Annotated in this window: 23 protein-coding genes; 22 read left to right on the forward strand and 1 reads right to left on the reverse strand. The window is 69.5% G+C overall.

Annotated elements, in window-relative coordinates:
* Positions 1-70 precede the first annotated feature (70 nt).
* Positions 71-2,116, reverse strand: a complete 2,046-nt coding sequence (locus tag ABZ479_RS17865; RefSeq protein WP_500462466.1) for a PIG-L family deacetylase — start codon at positions 2,114-2,116, stop codon at positions 71-73.
* Positions 2,117-2,376: 260 nt separating this feature from the next.
* Between ABZ479_RS17865 and ABZ479_RS17870 the strand changes: the two genes are divergently transcribed.
* The 22 genes from ABZ479_RS17870 to rplO all read left to right on the forward strand — a co-directional run bounded on the left by ABZ479_RS17870 (position 2,377) and on the right by rplO (position 13,636).
* Positions 2,377-3,558: a S8 family peptidase gene (locus ABZ479_RS17870; protein WP_500462467.1), complete on the forward strand. Its 1,182-nt coding sequence runs from the start codon at positions 2,377-2,379 to the stop codon at positions 3,556-3,558.
* Positions 3,559-3,937: 379 nt separating this feature from the next.
* Entirely contained in the window at positions 3,938-4,246 is a 309-nt protein-coding gene (gene rpsJ, locus ABZ479_RS17875; RefSeq protein WP_014144312.1) for a 30S ribosomal protein S10, read from the forward strand.
* Positions 4,247-4,260: 14 nt separating this feature from the next.
* Positions 4,261-4,905 carry a 50S ribosomal protein L3 gene (gene rplC / locus ABZ479_RS17880; RefSeq protein ID WP_018558869.1) on the forward strand — a complete coding sequence of 215 codons (645 nt, stop codon included), beginning with the start codon at positions 4,261-4,263 and terminating at the stop codon, positions 4,903-4,905.
* Between the two features lie 4 nt (positions 4,906-4,909).
* Entirely contained in the window at positions 4,910-5,560 is a 651-nt protein-coding gene (gene rplD / locus ABZ479_RS17885; protein ID WP_500462468.1) for a 50S ribosomal protein L4, read from the forward strand.
* The gene (gene rplW / locus ABZ479_RS17890; protein ID WP_018558871.1) at positions 5,560-5,886 is read left to right on the forward strand and encodes a 50S ribosomal protein L23; all 327 of its coding nucleotides are present in this window, start codon (positions 5,560-5,562) and stop codon (positions 5,884-5,886) included. The genes rplD and rplW overlap by 1 nt, the downstream gene beginning before the upstream one ends.
* Positions 5,887-5,933: 47 nt before the next feature.
* Complete coding sequence (gene rplB, locus ABZ479_RS17895) at positions 5,934-6,770, forward strand: 50S ribosomal protein L2 (protein ID WP_018558872.1); 837 nt, start codon at positions 5,934-5,936, stop codon at positions 6,768-6,770.
* A 12-nt stretch (positions 6,771-6,782) separates the two neighbouring features.
* Positions 6,783-7,064, forward strand: coding sequence for a 30S ribosomal protein S19 (gene rpsS / locus ABZ479_RS17900; protein WP_018558873.1), 282 nt, complete (start codon positions 6,783-6,785; stop codon positions 7,062-7,064).
* Between the two features lie 49 nt (positions 7,065-7,113).
* A complete protein-coding gene (rplV, locus tag ABZ479_RS17905) occupies positions 7,114-7,461 on the forward strand; it encodes a 50S ribosomal protein L22 (RefSeq protein WP_018558874.1) in 348 nt (115 codons plus the stop codon).
* A complete protein-coding gene (gene rpsC / locus ABZ479_RS17910) occupies positions 7,461-8,285 on the forward strand; it encodes a 30S ribosomal protein S3 (RefSeq protein ID WP_089226444.1) in 825 nt (274 codons plus the stop codon). Before rplV ends, rpsC begins: the two co-directional genes overlap by 1 nt.
* Before the next feature lie 5 nt (positions 8,286-8,290).
* A complete protein-coding gene (rplP, locus tag ABZ479_RS17915) occupies positions 8,291-8,710 on the forward strand; it encodes a 50S ribosomal protein L16 (RefSeq protein ID WP_499513426.1) in 420 nt (139 codons plus the stop codon).
* On the forward strand, positions 8,710-8,934 hold the full coding sequence (gene rpmC / locus ABZ479_RS17920; RefSeq protein ID WP_018558877.1) for a 50S ribosomal protein L29: 225 nt from the start codon (positions 8,710-8,712) through the stop codon (positions 8,932-8,934). The genes rplP and rpmC overlap by 1 nt, the downstream gene beginning before the upstream one ends.
* Positions 8,934-9,218 carry a 30S ribosomal protein S17 gene (gene rpsQ, locus ABZ479_RS17925; protein ID WP_018558878.1) on the forward strand — a complete coding sequence of 95 codons (285 nt, stop codon included), beginning with the start codon at positions 8,934-8,936 and terminating at the stop codon, positions 9,216-9,218. The genes rpmC and rpsQ overlap by 1 nt, the downstream gene beginning before the upstream one ends.
* A gap of 149 nt (positions 9,219-9,367) precedes the next feature.
* Positions 9,368-9,736 (forward strand): 50S ribosomal protein L14, encoded by a 369-nt coding sequence (gene rplN, locus ABZ479_RS17930; protein WP_004946682.1) that lies wholly within the window; start codon positions 9,368-9,370, stop codon positions 9,734-9,736.
* A gap of 3 nt (positions 9,737-9,739) precedes the next feature.
* The gene (gene rplX / locus ABZ479_RS17935) at positions 9,740-10,063 is read left to right on the forward strand and encodes a 50S ribosomal protein L24 (RefSeq protein WP_018558879.1); all 324 of its coding nucleotides are present in this window, start codon (positions 9,740-9,742) and stop codon (positions 10,061-10,063) included.
* Entirely contained in the window at positions 10,063-10,620 is a 558-nt protein-coding gene (rplE, locus tag ABZ479_RS17940) for a 50S ribosomal protein L5 (protein WP_018558880.1), read from the forward strand. Before rplX ends, rplE begins: the two co-directional genes overlap by 1 nt.
* A gap of 3 nt (positions 10,621-10,623) precedes the next feature.
* Entirely contained in the window at positions 10,624-10,809 is a 186-nt protein-coding gene (locus ABZ479_RS17945; RefSeq protein ID WP_003948630.1) for a type Z 30S ribosomal protein S14, read from the forward strand.
* 195 nt (positions 10,810-11,004) lie between these two features.
* Positions 11,005-11,403, forward strand: coding sequence for a 30S ribosomal protein S8 (rpsH, locus tag ABZ479_RS17950; RefSeq protein ID WP_018558881.1), 399 nt, complete (start codon positions 11,005-11,007; stop codon positions 11,401-11,403).
* 21 nt (positions 11,404-11,424) lie between these two features.
* The gene (gene rplF / locus ABZ479_RS17955; RefSeq protein ID WP_499606447.1) at positions 11,425-11,964 is read left to right on the forward strand and encodes a 50S ribosomal protein L6; all 540 of its coding nucleotides are present in this window, start codon (positions 11,425-11,427) and stop codon (positions 11,962-11,964) included.
* Between the two features lie 3 nt (positions 11,965-11,967).
* Positions 11,968-12,351, forward strand: coding sequence for a 50S ribosomal protein L18 (gene rplR, locus ABZ479_RS17960; RefSeq protein WP_499606448.1), 384 nt, complete (start codon positions 11,968-11,970; stop codon positions 12,349-12,351).
* A 40-nt stretch (positions 12,352-12,391) separates the two neighbouring features.
* Entirely contained in the window at positions 12,392-12,997 is a 606-nt protein-coding gene (rpsE, locus tag ABZ479_RS17965; RefSeq protein WP_003998815.1) for a 30S ribosomal protein S5, read from the forward strand.
* The gene (gene rpmD / locus ABZ479_RS17970; RefSeq protein ID WP_018558884.1) at positions 12,997-13,179 is read left to right on the forward strand and encodes a 50S ribosomal protein L30; all 183 of its coding nucleotides are present in this window, start codon (positions 12,997-12,999) and stop codon (positions 13,177-13,179) included. The genes rpsE and rpmD overlap by 1 nt, the downstream gene beginning before the upstream one ends.
* 1 nt (position 13,180) lies before the next feature.
* The gene (rplO, locus tag ABZ479_RS17975; RefSeq protein WP_500462469.1) at positions 13,181-13,636 is read left to right on the forward strand and encodes a 50S ribosomal protein L15; all 456 of its coding nucleotides are present in this window, start codon (positions 13,181-13,183) and stop codon (positions 13,634-13,636) included.
* The last annotated feature ends 65 nt before the right edge of the window (positions 13,637-13,701 follow it).

The raw sequence follows: 13,701 nt of genomic DNA on the forward strand, positions 1-13,701 counted from the left end.
CCCCGGCCCACCGTTCACGCGGTGGGCCGGGGCCCTCGCCGTCGTTCCGGGGACGGGTCGGGACGGGTCCTCACACAGGGGTGCGCAGTCGCGGCCGCCAGATCCAGGGCGTCGCGTCCGTACCGAAGCCCACGACGGCCGGCCGGTCCCCGGGGCCGGTGTGCAGCGCCGGGAACCCGTACCCGGGGGCGCCCGGGCGCGCCGCGGCGGCCGGGTGCGCGAGGCCGGCGACGTGGACGGTGCCGTCGCCGGCGCGGCCGGCGAGCAGCCCGTGGGCCAGGGCGAGGGGGCCGTAGCCGTCGAAGTGCCGGGTGCGGTCCGGCCCGAGCGCCGCCCGGACGAGGCCGAGCCGGTGGACGAGGAGTTCGTCGCTCGCGGGCGGCCGGTAGGCCAGCGACAGGGAGCCGTCGGACTCCGCCGCGGCGGCCGGGGGATCGGCGGGGACCGGCAGCGCGGTCAGCGCCCGGCAGGCGAGCGGCCGGCCCGGCGCGTCCTGGGACCAGTGGTGGACGGCGGTGCGTCCGGCGGCGAACACATGCACCCGCCCCTCGCGGTCCACGACCGCGCTCAGCCCGTCCTGCACCTCGCCGCCGCCGAGGTCCCGCCAGCCGGACCAGTCGCCTTCCGGGTCCCGCACGCGGGTGCTCAGCCCCTTGGCGGCGTTGCGCACGAACAGGTGCACCCGGCCGTCCGGCGCCGCCACCGCGACGGGCACGCCGATCCTGCGGCCCCGGTCCGGGTCGTCCTCGGGGCAGCCGAGCCCCTGCCAGTCGCGGCCCTCCTGCAGCACCACCACGTCCCGGGTGTCGGCCGCCCGGTCGCTGTCCAGCGAGGCGAAGCGCAGCGCGAACAGCAGCGGCCCGCCGCCCACCGGGTCGGTGACGACGCTCAGCGCGGGGGCGAGCGGTCCGCCGCCCAGGTCCCGCGGCGGGCCCCAGCGCCCGCTGCCGGGGGCGGTCTCCCGCCAGCGCACCGCCCGCGTGCCGAGCACGCCGTGGGCGACCAGCCGCCCCCGCGCGTCGGTGCCCGGCACGAGGCGGGTGCCGGGGTGCCGGTAGTGGGTGCTGCGCACCCAGCCCTTGCGGTTGGTCAACGGCCTGCCCAGGCCGACCTGGTAGTCGCCGCAGCCGGAAGGGTCGCCGCACGGCCAGTCCGGGGCGCCGCCGTACGGCGCGAGGTAGCCGGCCTTGCGGCGCAGCAGCGCGGGCGGGAGGTTGTGGGGCCAGTGGCGGTTGTAGTAGCCGCGGTAGGCCGTCGTCAGGAAGGCGGGCGCGACGCCCTCCTCGCGGGCCACGGTGTCGGCGTACCGGGCGATCGCCTTCCACGTGAACAGCGCGGTCGCGGTGTGGTCCCAGTGGTCGCTGTAGCCGAGTTGCTCGATGTCCCGTCGCCAGGTGGCCCCGTTGGCCTCCAGGTCCGGGTCGGGGTCGAGCGTGTGGACGACGGTGGGCCGGTGGCGGCGCAGCAGGCCGGCGAGCACGTCCACCAGGAGCTCGTGGGTGTAGGTGCCCCTGGTCGCGTTCGGTGAGCCCGCCGAGGTGAAGGTCGGCAGCGTCATGCCGGGCAGTTGCCACAGCTGCGGCAGCCCGACCCTGACGGTCGTGCCGTGCATGGCGAGGTTGAGGAAGACCAGCACCGCCTCGCGGCCGTGCACCCGCAGCGTGTCGACCTCGGCGGTGAGGCCGTGGGCGAGCCGTGTGGTGCCGCGCCGCCAGGGCGTGAAGACGTCGGTGCCGAGCATCGCGGCGTAGGCCTGCCGCAGTCCCTGGTGGCGGGCGGCGGAGTAGGCGGCCTTGTCGGGGGCCGGACGGGGTTGCCCCGGTGGGCGGTTGACGCCGTGCGCCTCGCCCGCGGTGACGTAGACCGACACCACGGGGACGCCCGCCTCGACGAGCTGCACGGTGTCCGGGTTCATGAAGTACAGCTCGTCGTCGGGGTGCGCCAGCACCTGCAGCAGCCGTGCCCGGGCGGGTACGGCGCGGAACGCCAGGGGGCCGGGCGCCGGACCGGTCGCGGCGGTCCCGGGCCGGGCGCAGCCGCCCACGGCGGCGGCCGCGGTGCCGGCGGCGAGGGCGGCGGCGGAGAGGAGGCGCCGGCGGGTGGCAACGATCTTCACGCCCGGCTAGAGGGCCGTTCCGTCCGCGAGGTTGCCGGACGCCCCTGCGGCGTGCGCCACTCGGGCGACGCGCGTACGTCACCGGAGCGACACGTGACCCGGCGGCGTGACGGCGTGTCCGTGTGACGGCGTCCGCGTGGCGGCGGACCGCCGTGCCTGCTCGCCCGATTGGCGCGCTGCGCGAGCAGGGCCCGAGCACTCGGTGTTACGACTTGTGACGTTCGGTGCACACCCGTACGAGTCCCCCGAGGAGCCCCGCCATGCGCCTGTCCCAGCGCCGGGCAGTGGTCGTCGCCGCCGTCCTGACGGCCGTCCTGCCCGCCCTCGGCGGGGCCGCCGCGGCTCCGGAGCCGCCCGGGGCCCCGCTGCGGATGGCGGCGCACGGCGGCATCACCGGGCAGTACCTGGTGATGCTGCGGCCGGGCACCGACCCGGGCTCGGTGCTGCGCAGCGTCGAGGCGCGGGCGATGTTCACGTTCACCAGCGCGCTGGTGGGCTTCGCCGCCCGGCTGACCGACGGGCAGGTATCCCGGCTGCGCGCGGTGCCGGGGGTGGAGACCGTGGAGCAGGACGCCGAGGTCGCGGCGCCGAAGCCGGACACGCAGACGGCCGCGGCCGCCGCCGAGGCGTCCTGGGGCCTGGCCCGGATCGGCAGCCGGGCCCGCGACGGGGCAGCCTTCGGCGTGCGGGCGACGGGCGCCAAGGTCACCTCGTACGTCATCGACACGGGCATCGACTTCGGGCACGCGGAGTTCGGCGGGCGGGCGGTGCCGGGGTTCGACGCGGTGGGGGACGGCGGGAACGGCGCCGACTGCAACGGGCACGGTACGCACGTCGCGGGGACGGTCGGCGGCGCCACCACCGGGGTCGCCCGGGCGACGAAGCTGGTCTCGGTGCGGGTGCTGGGCTGCGACGGGCGCGGTTCGGTGGCCACGGTGGTCGCCGGGATGAACTGGGTGGCCGAGCACGCGGTGAAGCCGGCGGTCGCCAACCTGTCGACCGGCGGCGCGCGCAGCGAGACGGCCGACCGCGCGGTGGAGGGCCTGGCCGCCGCGGGCGTCTTCCCGGTCGTCGCCGCGGGCAACTCCGACGAGGACGCCTGCGAGGTCTCCCCGGCCGGGGCGCCCGGCGCGTTCACCGTCGCGGCGACCGACGAGACCGACCACAAGGCGTCGTTCAGCAACTGGGGCGGCTGCGTGGACATCAGTGCCCCCGGCACGGGGATCACCTCCGCGGCCATGGGCGGCGGCCTGGTCCGCATGAGCGGCACCTCGATGGCCGCACCGCACGTGACCGGGGTGGCGGCGCTCTACAAGGACACCTTCGGGGACGCCTCCACGCCCTCCCTCGCCGCCTGGCTGCTGGCCAACGCCACCCCCGGCGTCCCGGTCGACGCCCCGGCGGGCACCCCGCGGCTGCTGGTCTACACATCCGGACTGTGACCCGGGTTTGGAGGAACGGGGGCGGGGGGTAAGGTACTGCGCCCCGATTGGCGTCCGACGCGTCCGGTATGGCAGACTAGCCGGGTTGCTCGGTCGAGCGCCGATGCTGCGCGCCTCCCGTCGGGAGGACCGGAAGCGAGTCCCACAGTACTCGTCGTCCCTCGCGGGACGGACGTACGGGAATCTTCCGGGAAGCGTCAGCGGGGTGCTCGCCAGGTGCTCGGTGGGTGTCTTCTCCCACGTATCCCCTCCCTGAGGGTCTCCGCCATGCGGAGATTTAAGGGAAGGGAAGCGACACGCCCGACCGCGTGGGTCGGAGAAGACGGTCGAACCACCGAGTTCCAGAGCGTTCACTAGCAGACAGGACTACGAAGTAGCCATGGCGGGACAGAAGATCCGCATCCGGCTCAAGGCCTACGACCACGAGGTCATCGACTCCTCGGCGAAGAAGATCGTCGAGACGGTGACGCGTACTGGTGCGCAGGTCGCGGGCCCGGTGCCGCTGCCCACTGAGAAGAACGTGTACTGCGTCATCAAGTCGCCGCACAAGTACAAGGACTCGCGCGAGCACTTCGAGATGCGCACGCACAAGCGCCTGATCGACATCCTCGACCCGACGCCCAAGACCGTTGACTCGTTGATGCGCCTGGACCTTCCGGCCGGCGTCGACATCGAGATCAAGCTCTGAGAGGCGCGGAACAGATGGCTAAGCAGATCAAGGGCATCCTGGGCGAGAAGCTCGGCATGACCCAGGTCTGGGACGAGAACAACCGTGTCGTCCCGGTGACCGTGGTCAAGGCCGGCCCGAACGTCGTGACCCAGGTCCGCACGAACGACGTCGACGGTTACGAGTCGGTCCAGATCGCCTTCGGCGAGATCGACCCGCGCAAGGTGAACAAGCCCCTCAAGGGCCACTTCGCCAAGGCCGACGTGACGCCCCGTCGCCACCTGGTGGAGCTCCGCACCGCGGACGCCGCCGAGTACACCCTGGGCCAGGAGATCACCGCCGAGGTGTTCGAGGCCGGCGTGAAGGTGGACGTCACCGGCAAGAGCAAGGGCAAGGGCTTCGCCGGTGTCATGAAGCGTCACAACTTCAAGGGCCTCGGCGCCGGACACGGCACCCAGCGCAAGCACCGCTCTCCCGGCTCCATCGGTGGCTGCGCCACCCCGGGCCGTGTGTTCAAGGGTCTGCGCATGGCGGGCCGCATGGGCAACGAGCGGGTGACCACCCAGAACCTGACCGTTCACGCCGTTGACGCGGAGAAGGGCCTGCTGCTCATCAAGGGCGCGGTTCCCGGTCCGAACGGCGGCCTCGTCCTGGTCCGCACCGCGGCCAAGGGGGCCTGAGGATATGAGCACCATTGACATTCTGTCGCCCGCCGGCGACAAGGCCGGGACCGTAGAGCTCCCCGCCGAGATCTTCGACGCCAAGGTCAGCATCCCGCTGATCCACCAGGTCGTCGTGGCGCAGCTGGCCGCTGCCCGTCAGGGCACGCACAAGGTCAAGACGCGTGGCGAGGTCCGCGGTGGCGGCAAGAAGCCGTACCGCCAGAAGGGCACCGGCCGCGCCCGTCAGGGTTCGACCCGCGCCCCGCAGTTCGCCGGTGGTGGCGTCGTGCACGGTCCCGTGCCGCGTGACTACTCGCAGCGGACCCCGAAGAAGATGAAGGCCGCCGCCCTGCGCGGTGCCCTCACCGACCGGGCTCGTCACAACCGCATCCACGTCGTGACCGGCGTCATCGAGGGCGAGTCCCCGTCGACGAAGGCCGCCAAGACGCTGCTGGGCAAGATCAGCGACCGCAAGAACGTGCTGCTCGTCGCCGACCGCGCCGAAGAGGTCGCGTGGCTCTCCGCCCGCAACCTGCCCCAGGTCCACATCCTGGAGGCCGGCCAGCTGAACACGTACGACGTGCTCGTCTCCGACGACGTGGTCTTCACCAAGGCCGCCTTCGACCGCTTCACCGGTAACGGCGCCGCCGAGACCGAAGGGAGCGACGCCTGATGGCCGAGCAGACCGCGATCACCAGCAAGACCTTCACGGACCACCGCGACATCCTGGTCAAGCCGGTGGTCTCCGAGAAGAGCTACGCGCTGCTGGACGAGAACAAGTACACGTTCGTCGTCGACCCGCGTGCCAACAAGACCCAGATCAAGCAGGCCGTCGAGGCGGTCTTCTCGGTCAAGGTCACCGGGGTCAACACGATCAACCGTCAGGGTAAGCGCAAGCGCACCAAGACCGGTTTCGGCAAGCGCAAGGACACCAAGCGCGCCATCGTGACCCTCGCTGAGGGCGACCGCATCGACATCTTCGGCGGCCCGGTCTCCTAACGGGGACCGGAACGTGTCGAAGTCCGGAATATTCCGAGGACTGAGAAATGGGTATCCGCAAGTACAAGCCGACGACCCCGGGCCGTCGTGGCTCCAGCGTCGCCGACTTCGTCGAGATCACGCGGTCCACGCCGGAGAAGTCGCTGGTCCGCCCCCTGCACAGCAAGGGCGGCCGTAACAACGCCGGTCGTGTGACCGTTCGCCACCAGGGTGGTGGCCACAAGCGCGCCTACCGCGTGATCGACTTCCGTCGTCACGACAAGGACGGCGTGCCGGCCAAGGTCGCGCACATCGAGTACGACCCCAACCGCACCGCGCGCATCGCGCTGCTCCACTACGCGGACGGCGAGAAGCGCTACATCCTGGCCCCGGCCAAGCTGAGCCAGGGTGACCGGATCGAGAACGGCCCTGGCGCCGACATCAAGCCGGGCAACAACCTGCCGCTGCGCTACATCCCGGTGGGTACGACCGTCCACGCCATCGAGCTGCGTCCCGGCGGCGGCGCGAAGATCTCCCGTTCCGCGGGTTCTTCCGTGCAGCTGCTGGCGAAGGAGGGCTCCATGGCCACCCTTCGCATGCCTTCCGGTGAAGTCCGGCTGGTCGACGCGCGCTGCCGCGCCACCATCGGCGAGGTCGGCAACGCCGAGCAGTCGAACATCAACTGGGGCAAGGCCGGCCGTATGCGCTGGAAGGGCGTCCGCCCGACCGTCCGCGGTGTGGCCATGAACCCCGTCGACCACCCGCACGGTGGTGGTGAGGGCAAGACCTCCGGTGGTCGCCACCCGGTCAGCCCGTGGGGCCAGAAGGAAGGTCGTACTCGCTCGCCGAAGAAGGCCAGCAGCAAGTACATCGTCCGCCGCCGCAAGACGAACAAGAAGCGCTAGGAGCGGGTTTAGATGCCGCGTAGTCTCAAGAAGGGGCCCTTCGTCGACGACCACCTGATCAAGAAGGTGGACGTTCAGAACGAGGCCGGTACCCACAACGTCATCAAGACCTGGTCCCGCCGCTCGATGATCATCCCGGCGATGCTGGGCCACACGATCGCGGTGCACGACGGCCGTAAGCACGTCCCGGTGTTTGTCACCGAGTCGATGGTCGGCCACAAGCTCGGCGAGTTCGCGCCGACCCGCACCTTCCGCGGCCACGAGAAGGACGACCGCAAGTCGCGTCGTCGCTGACCTGCGGAGCGGAACAGTGACGACGAAGACAGACACCGAAGGGACAACCATGGAAGCCAGGGCCCAGGCGCGGTACATCCGCGTCACGCCCATGAAGGCCCGCCGCGTGGTGGACCTCATCCGTGGCATGAGTGCCACGGAGGCTCAGGCGGTCCTGCGTTTCGCCCCGCAGGCCGCGAGCGTGCCGGTGGGCAAGGTGCTCGACAGCGCCATTGCCAACGCCGCGCACAACTACGACCACACCGACGCCCAGTCGCTGTACATCAGCGAGGCGTTTGTGGACGAGGGCCCGACCCTCAAGCGGTTCCGTCCGCGTGCGCAGGGCCGTGCCTACCGGATCCGCAAGCGGACCAGCCACATCACCGTGGTCGTCAGCAGCAAGGAAGGGACCCGGTAATGGGCCAGAAGGTTAACCCGTACGGGTTCCGGCTCGGCATCACCACGGACTTCAAGTCCCGCTGGTACGCCGACAAGCTGTACAAGGACTACGTCAAGGAAGACGTCGCCATCCGCCGGATGATGACGCAGGGCATGGAGCGGGCCGGCATCTCCAAGGTGGAGATCGAGCGCACCCGTGACCGCGTCCGCGTCGACATCCACACCGCCCGGCCGGGCATCGTCATCGGCCGTCGCGGCGCGGAGGCCGACCGCATCCGCGGTGACCTGGAGAAGCTGACCGGCAAGCAGGTCCAGCTGAACATCCTCGAGGTCAAGAACCCGGAGACGGACGCTCAGCTGGTGGCCCAGGCCGTCGCCGAGCAGCTGTCCTCCCGCGTCTCCTTCCGTCGTGCCATGCGCAAGAGCATGCAGAGCACGATGAAGGCCGGCGCCAAGGGCATCAAGATCCAGTGCGGTGGCCGCCTCGGCGGCGCCGAGATGTCCCGCTCGGAGTTCTACCGCGAGGGTCGCGTCCCGCTGCACACCCTGCGCGCCAACGTCGACTACGGCTTCTTCGAGGCCCGTACGACCTTCGGCCGCATCGGCGTGAAGGTGTGGATCTACAAGGGCAATGTCAAGAACATCGCCGAGGTCCGCGCCGACAACGCCGCCGCCCGTGCCGGCAACCGCCCGGCCCGTGGTGGTGGCAACGACCGTCCGCAGCGCCGCGGTGGCGAGCGCGGCGGCCGTGGCCGTCGTCCCCAGGGTGACGCCCAGGCCCCCAAGGCCGAGGCGACCACCGCTGAGGCTCCGGCTGCGGAGACCACCGGAACGGAGGCCTGACCCCCATGCTGATCCCCCGTCGGGTCAAGCACCGTAAGCAGCACCACCCGAAGCGTGATGGCATGGCCAAGGGTGGCACCGAGCTGGCGTTCGGTGAGTACGGCATCCAGGCCGTCACCCCCGCGTACGTGACGAACCGGCAGATCGAGTCCGCTCGTATCGCCATCACCCGTCACATCCGCCGTGGCGGCAAGGTCTGGATCAACATCTACCCGGACCGTCCGCTCACGAAGAAGCCGGCCGAAACCCGCATGGGTTCCGGTAAGGGTTCCCCGGAGTGGTGGATCGCGAACGTCAAGCCCGGTCGGGTGATGTTCGAGCTGTCCTTCCCGAACGAGAAGGTTGCGCGTGAGGCGCTCACCCGAGCCGCCCACAAGCTTCCGATGAAGTGCCGGATCGTCCGGCGCGAGGCAGGTGAGCTGTAATGGCGGCCGGTACCAAGGCGACCGAGCTGCGCCAGCTGGGCGACGAGGAACTCGTCGGCAAGCTGCGTGAGGCCAAGGAGGAGCTGTTCAACCTCCGCTTCCAGGCGGCCACCGGACAGCTCGAGAACAACTCCCGGCTGAAGGTTGTCCGCAAGGACATCGCCCGGATCTACACCCTCATGCGTGAGCGTGAGCTCGGCATCGAGACGGTGGAGAGCGCCTGATGAGCGAGAAGAATGTGACTGAGAGCAGCGAGCAGCGCGGTGACCGCAAGACCCGTGAGGGCCTCGTGGTCAGCGACAAGATGGACAAGACCGTCGTGGTCGCCGTCGAGGACCGTGTGAAGCACGCCCTGTACGGCAAGGTCATCCGCCGTACGAACAAGCTCAAGGCGCACGACGAGCAGAACGCCGCGGGCGTCGGCGACCGTGTCCTCCTCATGGAGACCCGGCCGCTGTCCGCGAGCAAGCGCTGGCGCGTCGTCGAGATCCTCGAGAAGGCCAAGTAACACCGCCCGGCCGGCCGGGCCGTGCGACCCGTTCGCGCGGCCCGGCCCCGGCCGGCACGTAATTCCTGCGGGGGGTTCCCCGCAGGACGGTTCCGCCAGGCTCTCCGGGCCCGCCCCGGAGGGAACCGGCAGACGATCAGGAGATAGACGTGATCCAGCAGGAGTCGCGACTGCGTGTCGCCGACAACACGGGTGCGAAGGAGATCCTTTGCATCCGTGTGCTCGGTGGCTCCGGTCGCCGCTACGCGGGAATCGGTGACGTCATCGTCGCCACCGTCAAGGACGCGATCCCCGGTGGCAACGTGAAGAAGGGCGACGTCGTCAAGGCGGTCGTCGTGCGCACCGTCAAGGAGCGCCGCCGTCCCGACGGTTCGTACATCCGCTTCGACGAGAACGCGGCCGTCATCCTCAAGAACGACGGTGACCCCCGCGGCACCCGCATCTTCGGCCCCGTGGGCCGGGAGCTGCGCGAGAAGAAGTTCATGAAGATCGTCTCGCTCGCGCCGGAGGTGCTGTAACCGATGAAGATCAAGAAGGGCGACCTGGTCCAGGTCATCACCGGTAAGGACAAGGGCAAGCAGGGCAAGGTCATCGCGGCCTACCCCACTGAGGACCGTGTCCTGGTCGAGGGTGTCAACCGGGTCAAGAAGCACACCAAGGCCGGCCAGACCGCTCGCGGTTCGAAGACCGGCGGCATCATCACGACCGAGGCGCCCGTCCACGTCTCCAACGTCCAGCTGGTCGTTGAGAAGGACGGCAACAAGGTCGTGACTCGCGTCGGCTACCGCTTCGACGACGAGGGCAACAAGATCCGCGTTGCCAAGCGGACGGGTGAGGACATCTGATGACTGCCACCACTTCGCCTCGTCTGAAGGCGCGCTACCGCGAGGAGATCGCGGGCAAGATGCGTGACGAGTTCCAGTACGAGAACGTCATGCAGATCCCCGGCCTCACCAAGATCGTGGTCAACATGGGTGTGGGCGACGCCGCCCGCGACTCCAAGCTGATCGAGGGCGCGATCCGCGACCTCACCACGATCACCGGCCAGAAGCCGGCCGTCACCAAGGCCCGGAAGTCCATCGCGCAGTTCAAGCTGCGTGAGGGTCAGCCGATCGGCGCCCACGTCACCCTCCGCGGTGACCGCATGTGGGAGTTCCTGGACCGTCTGCTGTCGCTCGCGCTCCCGCGCATCCGCGACTTCCGCGGTCTGTCGCCGAAGCAGTTCGACGGCCGTGGCAACTACACCTTCGGTCTCACGGAGCAGGTCATGTTCCACGAGATCGACCAGGACAAGATCGACCGCACCCGGGGTATGGACATCACCGTGGTGACCACGGCGACCAACGACGCTGAGGGCCGCGCGCTCCTCCGTCACCTCGGCTTCCCGTTCAAGGAGGCGTGAGCCGTGGCGAAGAAGGCTCTTATCGCGAAGGCCGCCCGCAAGCCCAAGTTCGGCGTGCGTGGCTACACGCGCTGCCAGCGCTGTGGCCGTCCGCACTCCGTGTACCGCAAGTTCGGCCTGTGCCGCGTGTGCCTCCGTGAGATGGCGCACCGCGGTGAGCTGCCGGGCGTGACCAAGAGCTCCTGGTAACCACCAGGGCTCTCGGTAAGCAGATGAGTGGCGGGAGCCCGGCCCTGCATACCGTAAGGTAGAAGGGTTGGGCGCCCGCCGCCCATGACCGTCTTACTACGCCGTAGGTCCCCGCGCCGCACCCGTCCCCAGTCTCATGGGGGAGAGGGATGGCGCATATAGGAAACCCCGGCGAGAGAGGCCTAAGGCCATCACATGACCATGACTGACCCGATCGCAGACATGCTGACGCGTCTGCGGAACGCGAACTCCGCGTACCACGACGAGGTCACCATGCCGTTCAGCAAGATCAAGTCGCACATCGCGGAGATCCTCCAGCAGGAGGGCTACATCCAGGGCTGGAAGGTCGAGGACGCCGAGGTCGGCAAGAACCTCACCATCGACCTCAAGTTCGGTCCGAACCGCGAGCGCTCGATCGCCGGCATCAAGCGCATCAGCAAGCCCGGTCTGCGGGTCTATGCAAAGTCCACCAACCTGCCGAAGGTGCTCGGCGGCCTGGGCGTGGCGATCATCTCCACCTCCCACGGGCTGCTCACCGACAAGCAGGCAAACAAGAAGGGCGTGGGTGGGGAAGTCCTCGCCTACGTCTGGTAGTCGGGAAACGGAGGTATAGCCATGTCGCGTATTGGACGGCTGCCCATCCCGGTTCCCGCCGGCGTGGACGTCACCATCGATGGCCGGACGGTCTCGGTGAAGGGCCCCAAGGGTTCCCTGACCCACACCGTTGCCGCGCCGATCGACATCGTCAAGAGCGAGGACGGCACCCTTCAGGTGTCGCGTCCGAACGACGAGCGTCAGAACAAGGCCCTGCACGGCCTGTCCCGCACGCTGGTGGCGAACATGATCACCGGCGTGACCGTGGGCTACGTGAAGAAGCTCGAGATCAGCGGTGTCGGCTACCGCGTCCAGGCGAAGGGCTCCAACCTGGAGTTCGCCCTGGGCTACAGCCACCCGATCGTCGTCGAGGCCCCCGAGGGCATCGCCTTCAAGGTCGAGAACCCCACCAGGTTCTCGGTCGAGGGCATCGACAAGCAGAAGGTCGGCGAGGTCGCCGCGAACATCCGCAAGCTGCGGAAGCCCGACCCGTACAAGGCCAAGGGCGTCAAGTACGAGGGCGAAGTCATCCGCCGCAAGGTCGGAAAGGCTGGTAAGTAAGCCATGGCATACGGCGTGAAGATCGCCAAGGGCGACGCTTACAAGGGCGCTGCCAAGAAGCGTCGCCACATCCGCGTCCGCAAGCGGATCTCGGGCACCGAGGTGCGTCCGCGCCTGGTCGTGACCCGTTCCAACCGGGGCATCACGGCGCAGGTCATCGACGACCTGAAGGGCCACACCCTGGCCTCGGCCTCGCACCTGGACACCTCGATCCGTGGTGTCGAGGGTGACAAGACCGAGCAGGCGAAGAAGGTCGGCCAGCTGGTCGCCGAGCGGGCCAAGGCGGCCGGCGTCGGGACCGTCGTGTTCGACCGCGGTGGCAACCGGTACGCCGGTCGCATCGCTGCCCTTGCCGACGCCGCCCGCGAAGCCGGGCTCGGTTTCTGAGCCGGTTCCGTAGCTAGCGGAAACAGAGAGAGGTAATCCAATGGCTGGACCCCAGCGCCGCGGTGGCGGTGCCGGTGGCGGCGAGCGGCGGGACCGGAAGGGCCGTGACGGCGGCGCAGCTGCCGCCGAGAAGACCGCGTACGTTGAGCGCGTCGTCGCGATCAACCGCGTCGCCAAGGTTGTGAAGGGTGGTCGTCGCTTCAGCTTCACCGCGCTGGTCGTGGTGGGCGACGGTGACGGCACCGTGGGTGTCGGTTACGGCAAGGCCAAGGAGGTGCCGGCCGCCATCGCCAAGGGCGTTGAGGAGGCCAAGAAGCACTTCTTCAAGGTCCCCCGCATCCAGGGCACCATCCCCCACCCGATCCAGGGCGAGAAGGCCGCGGGCGTCGTCCTGCTCAAGCCTGCTTCCCCCGGTACGGGTGTCATCGCCGGTGGTCCGGTGCGCGCCGTCCTGGAGTGCGCCGGTATCCACGACGTGCTGTCGAAGTCCCTCGGCTCCGACAACGCGATCAACATCGTGCACGCCACGGTGGAGGCTCTGAAGGGCCTGCAGCGCCCCGAGGAGATCGCCGCCCGTCGTGGCCTGCCGCTCGAGGACGTGGCCCCGGCTGCTCTGCTCCGGGCGCGTGCTGGGGTGGGTGCGTAATGGCTCGCCTCAAGGTCACGCAGGTCAAGTCCTACATCGGCAGCAAGCAGAACCACCGTGACACCCTGCGTTCGCTCGGCCTGAAGCGGCTGAACGACGTCGTGGTCAAGGAGGACCGCCCGGAGATCCGCGGCATGGTCCACACCGTCCGCCACCTCGTCACGGTCGAGGAGGTCGACTGACATGGGAGAGCAGTCTCCGCTGAAGGTCCACAACCTCCGTCCCGCCCCGGGCGCCAAGACCGCCAAGACCCGCGTCGGTCGTGGTGAGGCCTCCAAGGGCAAGACGGCCGGTCGTGGTACCAAGGGCACGAAGGCCCGCTACCAGGTTCCGGAGCGCTTCGAGGGTGGGCAGATGCCCCTCCACATGCGCCTCCCGAAGCTGAAGGGCTTCAAGAACCCGTTCCGCACCGAGTTCCAGGTCGTGAACCTGGACAAGCTGGCCGCGCTCTACCCCGAGGGTGGCGAGGTCACGGTGGCCGACCTGGTCGCCAAGGGTGCCGTGCGGAAGAACCAGCTCGTCAAGGTGCTGGGCACCGGCGAGGTCTCCGTGGCGCTGCAGGTGACCGTCGACGCGGTCTCCGGCTCCGCCAAGGAGAAGATCACCGCCGCGGGCGGCTCGGTCAACGAGCTCGTCTGAGTGTGATGCCACATCCAGCCGGGGATGTTCCGCACTTTCGTGCGGGGCATCCCCGGTTGGTCATT

It is taken from the genome of Streptomyces sp. NPDC005722 (assembly GCF_040630935.1).
Classification (GTDB): Bacteria; Actinomycetota; Actinomycetes; order Streptomycetales; family Streptomycetaceae; genus Actinacidiphila.

Bases quoted from the DNA above. Each gene is read 5' to 3' on its own strand.
- ABZ479_RS17870 (WP_500462467.1), top strand. From the start codon at position 2,377: ATGCGCCTGTCCCAGCGCCGGGCAGTGGTCGTCGCCGCCGTCCTGACG.
- rpsJ (WP_014144312.1), top strand. From the start codon at position 3,938: ATGGCGGGACAGAAGATCCGCATCCGGCTCAAGGCCTACGACCACGAG.
- rplC (WP_018558869.1), top strand. From the start codon at position 4,261: ATGGCTAAGCAGATCAAGGGCATCCTGGGCGAGAAGCTCGGCATGACC.
- rplD (WP_500462468.1), top strand. From the start codon at position 4,910: ATGAGCACCATTGACATTCTGTCGCCCGCCGGCGACAAGGCCGGGACC.
- rplW (WP_018558871.1), top strand. From the start codon at position 5,560: ATGGCCGAGCAGACCGCGATCACCAGCAAGACCTTCACGGACCACCGC.
- rplB (WP_018558872.1), top strand. From the start codon at position 5,934: ATGGGTATCCGCAAGTACAAGCCGACGACCCCGGGCCGTCGTGGCTCC.
- rpsS (WP_018558873.1), top strand. From the start codon at position 6,783: ATGCCGCGTAGTCTCAAGAAGGGGCCCTTCGTCGACGACCACCTGATC.
- rplV (WP_018558874.1), top strand. From the start codon at position 7,114: ATGGAAGCCAGGGCCCAGGCGCGGTACATCCGCGTCACGCCCATGAAG.
- rpsC (WP_089226444.1), top strand. From the start codon at position 7,461: ATGGGCCAGAAGGTTAACCCGTACGGGTTCCGGCTCGGCATCACCACG.
- rplP (WP_499513426.1), top strand. From the start codon at position 8,291: ATGCTGATCCCCCGTCGGGTCAAGCACCGTAAGCAGCACCACCCGAAG.
- rpmC (WP_018558877.1), top strand. From the start codon at position 8,710: ATGGCGGCCGGTACCAAGGCGACCGAGCTGCGCCAGCTGGGCGACGAG.
- rpsQ (WP_018558878.1), top strand. From the start codon at position 8,934: ATGAGCGAGAAGAATGTGACTGAGAGCAGCGAGCAGCGCGGTGACCGC.
- rplX (WP_018558879.1), top strand. From the start codon at position 9,740: ATGAAGATCAAGAAGGGCGACCTGGTCCAGGTCATCACCGGTAAGGAC.
- rplE (WP_018558880.1), top strand. From the start codon at position 10,063: ATGACTGCCACCACTTCGCCTCGTCTGAAGGCGCGCTACCGCGAGGAG.
- rpsH (WP_018558881.1), top strand. From the start codon at position 11,005: ATGACCATGACTGACCCGATCGCAGACATGCTGACGCGTCTGCGGAAC.
- rplF (WP_499606447.1), top strand. From the start codon at position 11,425: ATGTCGCGTATTGGACGGCTGCCCATCCCGGTTCCCGCCGGCGTGGAC.
- rplR (WP_499606448.1), top strand. From the start codon at position 11,968: ATGGCATACGGCGTGAAGATCGCCAAGGGCGACGCTTACAAGGGCGCT.
- rpsE (WP_003998815.1), top strand. From the start codon at position 12,392: ATGGCTGGACCCCAGCGCCGCGGTGGCGGTGCCGGTGGCGGCGAGCGG.
- rpmD (WP_018558884.1), top strand. From the start codon at position 12,997: ATGGCTCGCCTCAAGGTCACGCAGGTCAAGTCCTACATCGGCAGCAAG.
- rplO (WP_500462469.1), top strand. From the start codon at position 13,181: ATGGGAGAGCAGTCTCCGCTGAAGGTCCACAACCTCCGTCCCGCCCCG.